The organism is Sulfitobacter sp. HNIBRBA3233, assembly GCF_040149665.1.
Lineage (GTDB): Bacteria > Pseudomonadota > Alphaproteobacteria > Rhodobacterales > Rhodobacteraceae > Sulfitobacter > Sulfitobacter marinivivus.
The window spans coordinates 405083-419398 of the sequence record NZ_JBEFLP010000002.1 but is presented as its reverse complement, the minus strand read 5'-3'; the positions used below and the strand labels follow the sequence as shown (position 1 = coordinate 419398).

General features: G+C 63.9%; 12 protein-coding genes. 3 read left to right on the top strand and 9 right to left on the bottom strand.

Going from position 1 to position 14316, the window contains the following annotated elements:
* Positions 1 to 181 precede the first annotated feature (181 nt).
* On the top strand, positions 182 to 1096 hold the full coding sequence (locus ABMC89_RS15240; RefSeq protein ID WP_349569434.1) for a glucokinase: 915 nt from the start codon (positions 182 to 184) through the stop codon (positions 1094 to 1096).
* A gap of 21 nt (positions 1097 to 1117) precedes the next feature.
* Here the strand turns inward: ABMC89_RS15240 and ABMC89_RS15235 are convergent, their stop codons facing one another.
* The 5 genes from ABMC89_RS15235 to ABMC89_RS15215 are packed head-to-tail and all read right to left on the bottom strand — an operon-like array spanning position 1118 to position 6706.
* Positions 1118 to 2794 (bottom strand): amidohydrolase, encoded by a 1677-nt coding sequence (locus tag ABMC89_RS15235; protein WP_349569432.1) that lies wholly within the window; start codon positions 2792 to 2794, stop codon positions 1118 to 1120.
* 57 nt (positions 2795 to 2851) lie between these two features.
* Positions 2852 to 3871, bottom strand: a complete 1020-nt coding sequence (locus tag ABMC89_RS15230) for an ABC transporter substrate-binding protein (RefSeq protein ID WP_349569430.1) — start codon at positions 3869 to 3871, stop codon at positions 2852 to 2854.
* 43 nt (positions 3872 to 3914) lie between these two features.
* Positions 3915 to 4715 carry an ABC transporter permease gene (locus ABMC89_RS15225; protein WP_349569428.1) on the bottom strand — a complete coding sequence of 267 codons (801 nt, stop codon included), beginning with the start codon at positions 4713 to 4715 and terminating at the stop codon, positions 3915 to 3917.
* Positions 4708 to 5622: an ABC transporter permease gene (locus ABMC89_RS15220; RefSeq protein ID WP_349569426.1), complete on the bottom strand. Its 915-nt coding sequence runs from the start codon at positions 5620 to 5622 to the stop codon at positions 4708 to 4710. Before ABMC89_RS15220 ends, ABMC89_RS15225 begins: the two co-directional genes overlap by 8 nt.
* 4 nt (positions 5623 to 5626) lie before the next feature.
* Positions 5627 to 6706, bottom strand: a complete 1080-nt coding sequence (locus tag ABMC89_RS15215; protein WP_349569424.1) for an ABC transporter ATP-binding protein — start codon at positions 6704 to 6706, stop codon at positions 5627 to 5629.
* A gap of 148 nt (positions 6707 to 6854) precedes the next feature.
* On the opposite strand from ABMC89_RS15215, the gene ABMC89_RS15210 reads away from it, so the two are divergent.
* Both ABMC89_RS15210 and aguB read left to right on the top strand, forming a co-directional pair.
* Complete coding sequence (locus tag ABMC89_RS15210; protein WP_349569422.1) at positions 6855 to 7646, top strand: helix-turn-helix transcriptional regulator; 792 nt, start codon at positions 6855 to 6857, stop codon at positions 7644 to 7646.
* Positions 7647 to 7666: 20 nt separating this feature from the next.
* Complete coding sequence (aguB, locus tag ABMC89_RS15205; protein ID WP_349569420.1) at positions 7667 to 8524, top strand: N-carbamoylputrescine amidase; 858 nt, start codon at positions 7667 to 7669, stop codon at positions 8522 to 8524.
* On the opposite strand, the gene ABMC89_RS15200 is transcribed toward aguB, so the two are convergent.
* From ABMC89_RS15200 to ABMC89_RS15185, 4 genes are read right to left on the bottom strand one after another with little or no spacing between them, the layout of a single operon-like run.
* Positions 8521 to 10053: an indolepyruvate oxidoreductase subunit beta family protein gene (locus ABMC89_RS15200; RefSeq protein WP_349569417.1), complete on the bottom strand. Its 1533-nt coding sequence runs from the start codon at positions 10051 to 10053 to the stop codon at positions 8521 to 8523. The two genes, aguB and ABMC89_RS15200, sit on opposite strands and share 4 nt — an antisense overlap.
* Positions 10050 to 12254: a thiamine pyrophosphate-dependent enzyme gene (locus ABMC89_RS15195; RefSeq protein ID WP_349569415.1), complete on the bottom strand. Its 2205-nt coding sequence runs from the start codon at positions 12252 to 12254 to the stop codon at positions 10050 to 10052. Before ABMC89_RS15195 ends, ABMC89_RS15200 begins: the two co-directional genes overlap by 4 nt.
* A gap of 15 nt (positions 12255 to 12269) precedes the next feature.
* Complete coding sequence (locus tag ABMC89_RS15190; protein ID WP_349569413.1) at positions 12270 to 12752, bottom strand: MarR family winged helix-turn-helix transcriptional regulator; 483 nt, start codon at positions 12750 to 12752, stop codon at positions 12270 to 12272.
* A complete protein-coding gene (locus ABMC89_RS15185) occupies positions 12749 to 14311 on the bottom strand; it encodes a phytoene desaturase family protein (RefSeq protein WP_349569411.1) in 1563 nt (520 codons plus the stop codon). The genes ABMC89_RS15190 and ABMC89_RS15185 overlap by 4 nt, the downstream gene beginning before the upstream one ends.
* Between the last annotated feature and the right edge of the window lie 5 nt (positions 14312 to 14316).

Below are 14316 nucleotides of genomic sequence, written 5' to 3'. Positions count from 1 at the left end.
GCACCCGCAAACCTTTGCTGCGCATTGACGCAGGCGCGTGGCGGCGGCATACAAATGTCAGCGCTACCATGGCCGGGCCCCTCAGCGGGCCCCGCGGCCCGCGTCCGAACGAAGAGAATTCAGGGCAGCTTTTTATGGCCGATCATCGCGCCGGACCGAAACAAACATCCCGGATACAGACATGACCTTGCGTTTGGTGGCAGACATCGGCGGGACGAACACGCGCATCGCGCTGAGCGATGACGGGGCGTTGCGCGCCGGCACGCAGCGCAGCTTTGCCAATGACGATGCCGACAGCTTCGACAGCCTGTTGCAGAGCTATCTGGCAGCTACCGGCGCGCAGCCGCGTGAGATCGCGGTCGCCGTTGCCGGACCGGTGCGTGGCGACGCGGCGCGGCTGACCAACCGCCCCTGGGACTTCGACACCCGGTCGCTGGAGCGTCTCAGCGGGGCGGAGCGTGCGGTGCTGCTCAACGATCTTTCCGCGCTTGGCCATGCGGTGCCGACGCTGCCACGCGAGCACCTGCGCCTGATCCGCAACGGAAGCGGCCAACCGGGCGGGCAGCCGCAGCGGTTGGTCGTGGGACTTGGCACCGGTTTCAACGTAAGCCCGGTGGCCGAGACTTCCCACGGTGTCATTTGTCCGGCGGCCGAGGCGGGACACATCAGCATGCCCGGCCGCGTGACAGAGGTGCTTGCCGCATCCGGCATGGACGCAGCGCAGTACCCGACCGTTGAGACCCTGTTTTCGGGTCGAGGGTTTGCCGGTTTCTGCGCCCGGCGTCTGGGCGTTGCCGTCCCTGACGGGCGCAGGGTGATCGACGCCTACGCCCGTGATGCTGACGCAAGGACCGTGGTGGATGACTACAGCGCCTTGCTGGGCTGGCTGATGCGCGATCTGACCCTGTCCTACATGGCGCTGTCGGGCATCTATATTGCCGGTGGCGTGGGCCGCGCTGTCACAGTCTGCGCGCCCGAGGCTTGCGCGGATGTGCTGCATCTGCCCTGCCCGATCCGCAAGGAGGTCACGCCGCCCCTGTGGAGCATCGAGGAAGACAGCGCGGCACTGCACGGCTGCGCACGCTACCCTTTCTAGTTCCGCCCCGGCATGCGCCCGTCACGCGCTGAACGTCACCCGCCCGTTGCAGATCGTGGTGACGGCCTGCGCCGCGACGATGTCATCGGGCGGCAACTGCGTCAGGTCATGGCTCATCACCACGACATCGGCCATCATGCCCGGCGCGAGCGTGCCCTTGCGGTCCTCCCGGAACTCCGCCCACGCGTTGTCGCGGGTATAGCTTGCCAGAGTGTCCATCAGGCTCTGGGTCTGATCGCGCCACAGCGGCCCCAGATCAAGCGGCGCGATGGCCGCGCGGATATTCGGCATCACGTCGACGGGAATAACCGGCCAATCGGTGGAAAAGATCACCCGCGCACCGGTATCGCGAATATCCTGCCACGCGTAGGCGCCCGCTATCTGGTGGTCGTGGAGGCACTTGCCCACGCCATCTGACGGAAAGATATGACCGATGGGAGCGTGGCCGGGCTGGATCGACGCCACGATCCCCAGCTCGGCCAGACGCGGAATGTCGTCGGGGTGCATGACCTCGAGGTGTTCGATCCGGTGGCGGCTGTCGCGCGCGCCGTTCGCGTCACGCGCGGCCTCGTAGGCATCGATGGTCCGGCGGACGCCCGCATCCCCGATGGCATGGACAGCGATCTGGAAGCCCAGCCTGTCGGCCTCGATGCAGGCGGCGACAAAATGCTCCTGGGTGAAGACCTCGTCGCCCGTGTTGCCGCCCTCGCCCAGCGTGCCGGGATAGGGATCGAGCATGAGCGCGGTGCCGCTTTCGATCACGCCGTCGATGAACATCTTCACATGCGCACAGCGCACCATGTCACCGGTATACTCCGACCGCATCTTCGGCGCCTCTTCGGTCAGGCGGCTGACCGGATCGGTCCCTTTGAGGTGAAACGGAACCTCGCAGCGGCACAGCAGACGGCCCTCGGCCTCAAGCTCGGTCAGCAGTTCAAGCTGGTAACGGTTGCCGTCCATCAGATGCAGGGATGTGATGCCCTGCGCCGCGCAATGGGCGAGGCCGGCGGCGATGGTGTCCTTGTCCATCTGCCGCGCGGCGGCATCAGGGGCGGGATCGGGATCCTTGCCCGTGGTCAGGCCAAGCATCTCGCGCCCGCCGTTGCGGGTCATCTTCAGGATCGGGCTGTAGGCGCCGGGCTCCAGCAGTTCGCCCGAGGCGAGGCCGTCATCGCCCATCACGATCTCGGAACCCGCGTCGACGGTGCCGCCTTGCAAAAGACCCGCAGCCTCAAGCGCCATGGTGTTGGCCCAGACCGTGTGGTGGTCGGGTGCGAACATGGCAAGCTTGCGGTCGGACAGGATGGAATCCAGATCGTGGCGCGTGGGCGTCTTGCCGGTGCCAAGGATCATGTAATCGGCCATGACGCAGAAAATCATGTCGTCGTCTGGGTTTTCCGCCGCAAAGGGGCGGATCGCGTCTTTCATCGCCTCGATGCCGGTGACGCCATAGAGGCTGAGCGCAGTCAGCTCGGAAGAGCCCCCGAAAAGATGGACGTGGCTGTCGATGAACCCCGGCAGCACGGTGCCACCAGCCGCATCCACCACCGTGGTTGCCTCACCGGCGAGCGGGCGGATATCGGCATCACTGCCAACCGCGATGATCTTGCCGTCAGCGATCGCCAATGCGGTCGCGCCGTCATGGGCGGGATCGAACGGGATCAGTGCGCCGTTCACGACTACGATGTCGGGGGTCATTTCAGCCTCGTCAAAAGAGAAAAGCCCCGCCCCCGGAAGGGGCGAGGCGGGATCGGATCACTTCTGGAGTTCGGTCCAGATCGCGGTGTAGAGCTTCTGTGCCTCTGGCGGGCATGTCTTTGCGACATAGGCGGCGGCCTTCAGCTCTTCGGGAACGACGACTTCGGGCGCGCTTTTCATGTCTTCGGGCATGAACTCTTCCGAGCCTGCGATGCCGTTCGCGTAGCGTGCGAACTCCGACAGCATCGCGGCATTTTCAGGGTCCATGATGAAGTTCAGGAAGGTTTTGGCCTCTTCGACGTTCTGCGCATCGGCAAGGATCGCTGCGTTGTCCATCCAGACGGGATAGCCTTCCTGCGGATAGCCGAACGCGATGTCCTCGTTCTGGTTGCGCGCGCGGAAGGACGCGCCGTTCCAGTTCACACCGGCGGCAACGTCGCCCTTGGCGAATTTCTCGATCATGCCGTAATCCATCGAGATCCACTTCGGCTTGGCCGCCTGAAGCGTATCGCGCACCTTCATCAGCACGTCCTTGTCCGCGGTGCACTGTTCGCCGCCGACATAGTGGATCGCCATGCCCATCACGTCGTTCATTTCGGGCACCACGTTGATCTTGCCGACCAGTTCCTCCGGCGGATCGAAGATCACGGCGGCGGTGTTGATATCACCGTCGTACACGGAGGTATTCACGGTCACGCCCACGGTGCCCCACTGCCACGGCACGGTGTAGTTGCGGCCCGGATCGAATTCCACATCGACCCACTGGGGATCCATGTTCTTGAAGTTCTCCATCTCGTTCGGCTTGCTTTCCATCAGCAGCCCTTCTTCGATGAAGATCGGCACATAGGTGCCCGACGGCACGACGATGTCGAAGCCGTGGCCGCCGGCCTTGATCTTGGCCAGCGCAGTGTCGTTGCTGTCGTAATCCGTGATCGTGACCTTGATACCGGTCTCTTTCTCGAACTTTTCGATCATTTCGGGGGATGTGTAGTTGCCCCAGTTATAGAGGTTCAGCTCGCCTTCGGCGAAGGCGGGGCTCGCCAGTGCGAGCGTGATGGCCGTGAGTGTCTTTTTCATCTGGTGGTTCTCCTTGTTGGCTTTTGGGTCGGCCCTTGAGGCTCTAGTTCTTGACTTTGCTCAGGATGGTAAAGGCGATCACCATCGTGACCGAGATCGCCAGCAGCACGGTCGAGATCGCGTTGATCTCGGGCGTGACCGCACGGCGCAGCTGGCCGAGCATGTAGGTAGGCAGCGTATCCTGTCCTGCGGATTTTACAAACTCCGTGATCACAACGTCATCTAGACTGATGACGAAGGCCAGCATCGCACCAGCCAGAATGCCCGGCCAGAGCTGCGGCAGGGTGATGCGGCGAAACACCTGCCACGGAGTCGCATAAAGATCGGCGGCAGCCTGTTCGAGGCTCATGTCCATGCCCTGAAGCCGCGCGCGGATGGGCAGGTAGGCGAAAGGAATGCAAAAGGCCGAATGCGCGATGATCAGATAGGCAAGGCCCGTGTAGCCGGTCGCGACCTTGATCATCGCAAAGAAGATCAGCAGCGCGACGGCGGTGACGATCTCGGGCACCATCAACGGCTGGTTGATCATCGCGAAAACCATGCTCTGGCCCTTGAACTTGGGGGTGCGGGTCGTGGCCAATGCGGCCATCACGGCCGCCACCGTAGAGATGCCGGCAGCCCAGACCGCGATGATCAGGCTGCGCACGGTGGCCTCCTGTACCTGCTCGTTCTCCCACGCCGATTGATACCAGCGCCACGAGAACCCCTCCCAGATCGCGATGGAGGAGCCCTGGTTGAAGGAATAGATGACCAGCAGGATGATCGGCAGGTACAGCAGCACGAAACAGGTGAGCGCGATGGCGGTGAAACCGGTCTGCCGCTGGATGCTGAAGGATTTAGCCATGACGCACCTCTTCGTTTCCGGCGGCGCGGACATATGCCAGAAGGGCAATCATCACGATCGCCAGCAGCGTGATCGACAGCGCAGCGCCCAGCGGCCAGTTGCGCCCCTGCCCGAATTGCAACTCGATCAGGTTGCCCAGCATCAACTGGTTACCGCCGCCCATGACCCGCGGTGTCACATAGGCCCCCAGCGACGGCACGAAGACGAGGATGGAGCCCGCGATGACACCGGGTTTCACCAGCGGAAAGATCACCCGGCGCAGCACCTGAAACCGTGTCGCATAAAGATCGTACCCCGCCTCGACGAGGCTGAAATCAAGCCGCTCCATCGAGGCATAGAGCGGCAGCACCATCAGCGGCAGGTAGACATAGGTCATGCCGACGAGGATCGAAAACTCGGTATAGAGCATCTGGATCGGGGCATCTATCAGCCCCGACCACATCAGTACGGTGTTCACCGTGCCCTCGTTGCGGATCAGCTCGAGGATCGCGAAGGTGCGGATCAGAAGGTTGGTCCAGAACGGAATGATGATCAGGAGCATCCACAGATCGCGCTGTTTCTTGGGGCGCGTCGCGATGAAATAGGCTGTGGGGAACCCGAAAAACAGGCACAGGACCGTGGTCATCAGCGACAGCTTGATCGACCGCCAGAAGATGCTCAGATGCGCGTCCGCAAAGCTGAGCGTGTCGTCGAAGATATCGCGCTGCAAGATCACGTTGAACCACGCATCGCCCGACGGTGCCCAGATCACCCCGCCGTAGTCGCCCGGGGTCAGGAACGAATAGATCAGCGTGATCAGCAATGGCCCGGAGGCGGCGAAAACAAGGATCGCCAGGGCCGGGGCCAGCAACAGCCAGCGCCGGCGTGCGGCGGCTTCCTGCGCGGTCAGGGGGGCGGATCCCGCCATGGCGTCAGTCCCTCAACACTTGGGCGACACCGGGCGGGAAGGCCACCGCGACGCGGTCGCCCTTGGCCATCTGCGCGCCGCTGTCGGGCTGGTTCTGGCGCCGCACGACAAAGGCCGTACCGTCATCCAGTGCGACGTGAAAATGGGTGTCCGTCCCGAAATAGACGATTTCGCCCAGCGTACCGTCCAACAGCCCCTCGCCCGCCTTCGCGAGGCTGGCGTGTTCGGGCCGCACGGCCAGCGTGACCTTGCCCTGCATCGCCTCGCCCGCGGGCAGACGGGCCGAAACGGTCTGTCCCGATCCCAGCCGCGCCTCGGCCATGTCGCCCGTCGGCTGGCCGATCTCGGCGGGCAGGAAATTCGTATCGCCGATAAAATCCGCCACGAAACGTTCGGCCGGATGGTCGTAGATGTCACGCGGCCCGCCGATCTGCCGGATCGATCCGGCCTCCATCACCGCGATCCGGTCGGACATCGTCAGTGCCTCTTCCTGATCGTGGGTGACGAAGATGAAGGTGATGCCCGTTTCGGTTTGCAGCCGCTTCAGCTCCAGCTGCATATCCTTGCGCAGCTTGAAATCCAGCGCCGACAGCGGCTCGTCCAGCAGCAGAACCTTGGGTTTGGGAGCAAGCGCGCGCGCCAGCGCCACGCGCTGTTGCTGTCCGCCCGAAATCTGGCCGGTCTGGCGGTCGGCCATCTGGGTCATCTTCACCAGCGCCATCATCTCGTCGACGGTCTGCGTGATCTCGGCCTTGGGCTTGCCCAGCATCTCGAGCCCGAAAGCGATGTTCTGCGCCACGGTCAGATGCGGAAACAAGGCGTAGCTTTGAAAGACCGTGTTCACCGGTCTTTTGTAGGGCGGCAGACCGGCCAGATCCTTGCCATGCATGGTCAGCGTGCCCGATGTCGGAGTCTCGAACCCCGCGATCAGACGCAAAAGCGTGGTCTTCCCGCAGCCCGACGGCCCCAAAAGCGTGAAAAATTCATTTTCCCGAATGTCGATACTGGCATCCCCGAGCGCCACGACAGGTGGTTTGCCGGGATAGACCTTGCGTAGATTTTGAGCGCTGATCGCGACTGACACATGGACCCCCAGACTTTTTCCAGTGCCCTCAGCCAAGCGTGTCCGGCAATGAGATGCAACATTTGGTCTATGATCACAGAGGGATTATTGACTATAAATAACCCGCTTGGGTTATTTTTTAGCAATTTTCCGCGCCAGAAGGGGTATCATGACCGTCAGCCTGCGCCCTCGCGACGTTGAGCGGCTGCGACTCGCCATGGCGCATGTCGGCAGCGATTCCTTTTGCAAGCATCTGCGCAACGTGCTGCGCGCGCGCTTGCGGTTCGATACCTTCCTCGTGATGCGGATGACCCCCCAGACGCGGCCCGATCTGCTGGCCGCACAGCTGCCGCCGACCATGCCGAGCAGCGCGTTGACGCAGTATCTTGACGGCGCTTTCCACCTCGATCCCTTCTATCTGAAAACCGACATTCCGGCGCAGGGCGGCCTGTACCGGCTGAGCGAGATTGCACCCGACCGCTTCTTTTCGAGCGAGTATTTCATCCAATACTACAGCGATACGCAGTTGATCGACGAAATCGGCCTGCTTGCGCCTTTGGGCGATGGCAACCGCGCGCATGTCTCGATCAGCCGTCTGGCGCGCACGGGACGATTTCGGGCCAAGGAACTTGCCTGCGTGCGCACGTTCGGGCCGCTTCTGATCGAGCTGCTGTTTCAGCATATGGCAGCACTTTTCGACACCAAAATGCATCCGGAGGCCGAAACCCCCACCCTGCCCGACATCATCCGCGCCGAGATCGCGGCGCGTGACCGTGTCGATCTGACCCGCCGCGAAGCACAGATCGCGGCACTTGTGATGCGGGGCCATTCGAACGCCTCATCGGCGCTCAAGCTGGGGATCTCGCGCGAAACCGCGAAGGTGCACCGCCGAAATCTTTACCGCAAACTGCAGCTTTCCTCGCAGGGTGAACTCTTTGCCCGGCTCAAGGACCTGCTTTGATCCGCACGAAAGGAAACGCCATGTCGAAACTTACACTCGCCGTCACGCAGATGGCCTGTTCGTGGAACCGCGACGAGACCGTCCCCAAAGCCACGACGCTGGTCCGGCAGGCGGCGGCGCAGGGCGCGCAGGTGATCCTGTTGCAGGAGCTCTTCGAGACGCCCTATTTCTGCTCCGAACAGTCGCCTGAGCATTTCGATCTGGCAGTCCCATTCGAAGAGGCGCCGCTGATCCGTCATTTCGCGGCGCTCGCAAAAGAGCTGGGGGTGGTTCTGCCGATCAGCTTCTTCGAACGCACGGCGCAGCAATTTTTCAACTCGGTTGCGATGATAGATGCCGACGGCAGCGTTCTGGGGCGTTACCGCAAGACCCATATCCCTGACGGTCCGGGCTATCAGGAGAAATACTATTTCACGCCGGGCGATACGGGGTTCAGGGTGTGGGAAACGGCCGCGGGCCGGATCGGCGTCGGCATCTGCTGGGACCAGTGGTTTCCCGAAGCCGCCCGTGCAATGGCGCTCTTGGGCGCCGAGGTGATCCTTTATCCGACCGCCATCGGGTCAGAGCCGCAAGCGCCCGACGTGCACTCGAAACGGCACTGGCAACGGACGATGCAGGGACATGCGGCGGCGAACATGGTGCCTGTCGCCGCCAGCAACCGGGTCGGCGTGGAAAACGTCGGGGCGGAGCTGACGTTCTATGGCGGCAGCTTCATCACCGATGGCACCGGCGCGGTGCTGACCGAGATGGAGGATGCGGAAGGCATTTCCGTTGCAACGCTGGATCTGGAGGCCGCGCGGCGCGACCGGCGCGCGTGGGGCCTGTTCCGCGACCGGCGGCCGGACACCTATGCGCAAATTTGCGGGCCGGTCGACTAGACAAAGCTGCGCACGGTCTGGATCGCGCCCTCCAGCGCCTTGCCTTCGGGATCCTGCAAGGCCGCTTCGCGCAGGCGCGCCATCCAGTCGGCGGCATCCTCGCGGCCCTTCAGCAGATCCGCAGCGCCCATGACAGTGGCGAATTTGCTGAGCCCGCGTGCGTGCGTGTCAGAGTATCCTTTGACCAGCCTGCGGTTCTTCAGCATCTCGATGCCCAGCGCGTAATCCGACCGTGCGGCATCCAGACTGCGTGACAGCCAGCTTTCCAGATGGGCGCATTCCACCGCGTGGCGCCGCGTTTTCAGCCTGTAGCCACGCAGGCCGCCCAGAAAATGCAGCATGATGAACGACCGCAGGGTATGCGTGCGCAGGCGGCGGCCCCTGTTGAACAGCCGGTTCACCAGCGCCATCCGCTTCTCGTTCGCCTCCCAGCGCGCGCCCATCCTGGCGGGCAGCAGGCTCACCACTTCTTCGGCGCGGGGATGGAAGAATTCGGTCAGTTCGACCAGCTTGTCGTCGCCCGCCATCATCTCGGACCGGATGCGCGCAAAGCGCGGCGCGCGGGTCTTGATATCGGCCACGCGAATGATGTCGTCATAGGCCATGGCGTTGGCGATATACTTTGCGGCCACGGCGCTCAGCGCGTGGTCACGGTCGGCGCTGTCCTGCGCGATCACGGTGTCGAGCCTGTCGAGATACGCGGCCCCGTAGGCGCAGTCCTGAAAATCGACCACTTTCGTCAGCCCCGCCAGCGCCATCTGCTGTACCGGCTTCGGCAGCGCTTGCGCGCGCGCTGTCAGCTTTTCCCACGCCTGCATCTGTGCTTTCGGTCCGCTGAGCTGCCGCGCGCCCTGCACGGGTGCCGCGAGCGCGGGCGCGACGCCGCGCTTGGCCGCATCGAACCCCGCGGCGAAGGCTTTCAGGGAAGGCTCCACCCCCTTGCCCGCCGCGCGAATGGCCTCCTCGAAGGCCTCGCGCGCGAAAGGCAGCGCGTCCGATCCCGCCAAGGCCCCGAACAGGCTCGCGGAAATCACCGACCCCTGTTCGACGGCGAGCCGGTCCATATCCGCAAGGATAAGCTGGCGCGCGGCGATCTCGGCTGCGGCACGCACCTCTTCGGCATTGGCGATACCGTCACCGGGGACGGTTTTTTCGGATACCGCGAGGGCGCGGTGGGTGGACCCGATCAGCACCGTGCGGTCGGGAGTGACGAAACCGCGCATCACCGCGCGGCCCACTTCCATCATCTCGGCGGCGATCAGGACGTCCACGTCCCCGCCCGCGGGCGCAAGCGCAAAAACCGGCTGGCGGTCGCTCGCCGGTGTCATCTCGATATAATAGATCGTCGCACCCGTGCGCTGCGCGACACCGGCCACGGATGTGGCCTGACAGGCGTATCCCTGCGCGCGCGCCAGCCCTTCGATCCACGAAGTCAGGACTCCGCCGCCCTGCCCGCCCACGGCCATGACCGCGATCTTGATGATCTCGCCCACGGCAGCGTCGGGCGATTTCGGAGCCAGCATGTTCATGTCATCGCCCCCATCGGCGGCTGCGGTGTGGCACGCGCACCCTCCTGCGTCGCCACGGCCTCGCCACTGAGCCGCAGGCGTTTTCCGTCGCGCCGCGACTGGAGCCACGAGATGACCTTCGATCTGACCCCTGCGCGCCAAGCCTCGAACCCTTTCGGATTGTGAACGACATCGGCGCGGTAGAACGACGGGCACAGCACGGCGGCATCCGCCACCTCGCCGCAGTTGCCGCATCCGACGCAAGTCTGGTCGATTTGGGCGATGGGGTCGTCGCGCAGCGGATCATCAAGCTTTTTCAGTGACAAAGACGGGCAGCCCGACAGGCGGATGCAGGCGTGATCGCCGGTGCAGACATCCTCGTCGATGCCAAAGCGCGGCACGTCCACACGCCGCCCGTCCTTGATGGCCTTGGCGCGGATGGGTTTCTCGCGGCGCTGCTTGTTCAACATGCATTCCGAGGAGGCCACGATCACTTTCGGTCCCTTGAAATCGGTCGTCAGCGCCTCGCGCAGGGTATCGCGCACCTTGGCGACATCGTAGGTCCGGTCGATCTGCCGGATCCATTCGACGCCCACACCCTTCAGCGCCTTGGTAATGGGATTGTTGGTGGATTTCGTATCGTTGCTGGCCCGCGACGACATGATGTCCTGTCCGCCGGTGGCCGCGGAATAATAGTTGTCGACGATCATCACCACATTGTCGGACTTGTTGAAGACCATGTTGCCGATGCTGCTGCTCAGGCCGTTGTGCCAGAACCCGCCGTCCCCGAGGATCGAGATCGCGCGCCTCTCGCCGCCGCCGTCGAAAGCGGCGTTCGCAGCGGGCCCAAGGCCGTAGCCCATGGTGGCGCCGCCCATCTCGAACGGTGGCAGCGAACCGAAAAGGTGGCATCCGATGTCGGCGGTGATCTGGTGCTTGCCCAATTCCTGTTCGACCAGTTTCATCCCCGCAAAGATCGGACGTTCGGGACAGCCCGTGCAAAACCCCGGTGGGCGGATGGGCACAGTCTTGGACAGGTCGGGAATTTCCGGCGCCTCGACATTGGGTGCGCGGACCTGATCGGGCAGCATCTCGGGGGCGGCCTGTTTCAGGAACGCGGTCAACCCGTCGAGCATGACCTGACCGGTGTATTCCCCCGCCATCGGAAGAACGTCCTTGCCGTAGAGCTTCAGCGACGCGCCCGACCTGTAGAGGAACGAGCCGAGTTGCTGTTCGATATGTTCGGGCTGGCCTTCCTCGACCACCAGCACGTGATCCTTGCCCGCGCAGAAGCGGTCGAATTCGTCGCGGACAATCGGATAGGTCACGTTCAGGCAGTAGATCGGCACTTCGGTATTGCCGAAGATATCCGCCAGCCCCAGACGTTGCAGCGCGCGGATGACACCGTTGTACATGCCCCCCTGCACCACGATGCCAAGACGCGCGTCCTCGGGGCCGAACACCTCGTTCAGGCCATTGTCCTGGATGTATTTTTCTGCGGCCGGCCAGCGGTTGTTTATCTTGTCCTGCTCGTGGATATAGCTCATCGGCGGCAGCACGACGCGGTTGAAATCCGACTGCGGGTTGGCGATCGCGTCCTTCATCGTCAGCGCGGGGGCGACGTTGTCGCGGCAGGCAAAGCTGCCGGTCACGTGGCACGACCGGATGCGCACCATCAGCATCACCGGCGTGTTGGATGCCTCGGACAACTCGAAACCGTCTTTGACCGCCTTGACGATGCTGGGCAGGTTCGGACGCGGGTCCAACAACCAGAACTGCGATTTCATCGCAAAGCCGTGGCTGCGTTCCTGCATGATGGAACTGCCCTCGCCGTAGTCTTCGCCCACGATGATCAGCGCGCCGCCGTTGACGCCGGACGAACACAGGTTCGCCAGCGCGTCGGAGGCCACGTTCACCCCCACCGGTCCCTTGAAGGTCACGGCCCCCCGGATCGGGTAGTGGACCGATGCGGCCAGCATCGCCGCAGCGGCGGCCTCGGATGCGTTTGCCTCGAACCGGACGCCCAGTTCGCCCATCAGATCCTCGGCATCGGCCAGAACATCCATCAGGTGGCTGATCGGCGCGCCCTGATAGCCCCCCACATAACCCACACCGTTTTCCAACAGCGCCTTGGTGATGGCGAGGATCCCTTCACCGGTGAATACATCGCCCTCGCCCTTACGCAGGTGTTCGACCTCAGCCTTGAAAGACCGTTCCGCCATGGGAAACCTCCGTTCTCAAAAATCGTGAACGCGCACGTTGCGCAGTATCTTTTGCAGTGTGGCGATAAACGCCTGCCGCTCGGCGTCTTCGACGCCCTTGAACATCTCGCCGTAGGCGGTGGCCATCAGCGGCCACATCCGGTCATAGGCCTGCCGGCCCTCCTCGGTCAGGAACACGCGGGTCGCGCGGCTGTCGGTCGTGTCTGTCTCGCGCCGGATCAGGCCGCTTTTCTCGAGCGCGTCCAGCGCCCGGCTGAGCGTTGACGGCTGTACCACCGCATAGACCGCAAGATCGCGGATCAGCGGGCCGTCGATGACCGACAGTACCGCCAGCGACCGCATCTGCGGCGTGGTCAGGCCCAGCGCTGTCATCTCTTCCTGGAGGGCAGCGTTGTAGCGGCCCATGATGCGGTTCATCAAATAGGGCGGGAAATTCTCCAGCCCCATTTCGCCAAGGCGCGGATCGCGGGCCTGCGGGATGGGCCGTGCGTCATTCACGCGCCCAGCCCCCGCGCCACGTTCAAGCCCGACCCGCCGCCCAGCCCCGGACCGGGATGTGTCGAGGCCCCGATGTGATAGAGGTTCTTGACCGGTGTCGCGTTATTGACCTGCCCCGCGTAGGGGCGGAAAACAAAGAACTGGTCCAGCGCGCAGGCCCCGCCGTAGGGATCGCCCCCCACCAGATTGACGTTCATCGCTTCCAGATCAGCGGGGGAATAGGCGCGGCGCGCCAGCTTGATCGCGTCCCAGTTGCGGATGTGGGCCGCAAGAATGCCCTCGATCCGGTCTGCATAGGCGTCGCGCATCGCCTCGGTCCACTCCGGCACCGTGTCGATCTGGCCCGCCGCGTCCCCCTTGATGGTGACGGGCGCGTCCGGGATTTGCAGCCACAGGATCCCCTTGCCCTCGGGGCATCGCGACGGATCCAGCCGGTGTGGCTGTCCCACGCAGATGGTGGGGGTTGCGGGCAGCATGCCGCGCTCCGCCTCGTTGCAGGATTTCGAGACGGCATCGATGCCGTCGGTCAGATGGATCAGTGCCACGTCTTCCAGCCCCTCACCGATCCAGTCGGGATCGCCGTCGATGGCGTAATGAAGCTGGAAGTTTCCGCGTCCGTGGCGGAATTTCTTGCGCTGCTGCGGCGGCGCCGCCTCTTGCAAGAGAGTGTCGTAGAGCTGCCCGGGTGCCGTGCTTGCGATCACGTTTCTGGCGTCGATGACCTCACCCTTGGCGGTCTGCACACCCCGCGCCTTTCCACCGCGCACGATGATCTTGGCGGCTTCGGTTCCGGTGCGGATTTCGCCCCCGTTCGCCTCGATCAGTTTGCGGAAGGCTTCCGCCGCCATGCCCGAGCCGCCCTTGACGATCGGTGCGCCCGCCGCCTCCAGCGCGAAGGCGATGACACGCGACATCTGCCCGCCGTAGCTCGCCTCAGGTGTCAGACCCACGTGCAGGACCCACGGCGCCCAGAGCGCCTGAACCGCCGCACTGTCATAGCGCGTCTCGAGCCAGCCCCGCGAAGGCTCAAGCGCTTCGCCGAACCATTCCTTCAACGGCACGATCCCGCGTTTCCACGCCTGCTTGGCCAGCAGGGCCGCCGTCTGGCGCGACCATAGGGGCTGGCCCAGAAGCGCAAACAGGAAATCGGCGTCGGCCTCGACCTTGCCGACATCCTGACGGTGCTGATCCCCGTCGCCGGGCGCGCAGGCGTTGAAGGCCGCGACATTCGCCTCGCGGTCCATGTGCAGAACTGTCGCCTCGCCCGAGGGACGCAGGGCGGCGGTGGGTGTGGCGGTGTGGCAGAACTCCAGACCGTGCTTTGCCAGATCCTCGCCCAGCGCCTCATGCGCCGGTCCGGTCAGGAACAGAACGAAGGTCGCGGCCATGACATCGTGATGAAATCCGGGCCGCGTCACCGCATCCGAGGTGAACATGCATCCGCCGATCCGGTCCTCGCGTTCGATCACGAGCACGCTGTCGCCCTTGCGCGACAGCATCGCCGCCGCGACAAGGGCGTTGATGCCCGACCCGATGATCAGGTGATCGACCGCCGCCACGCCGC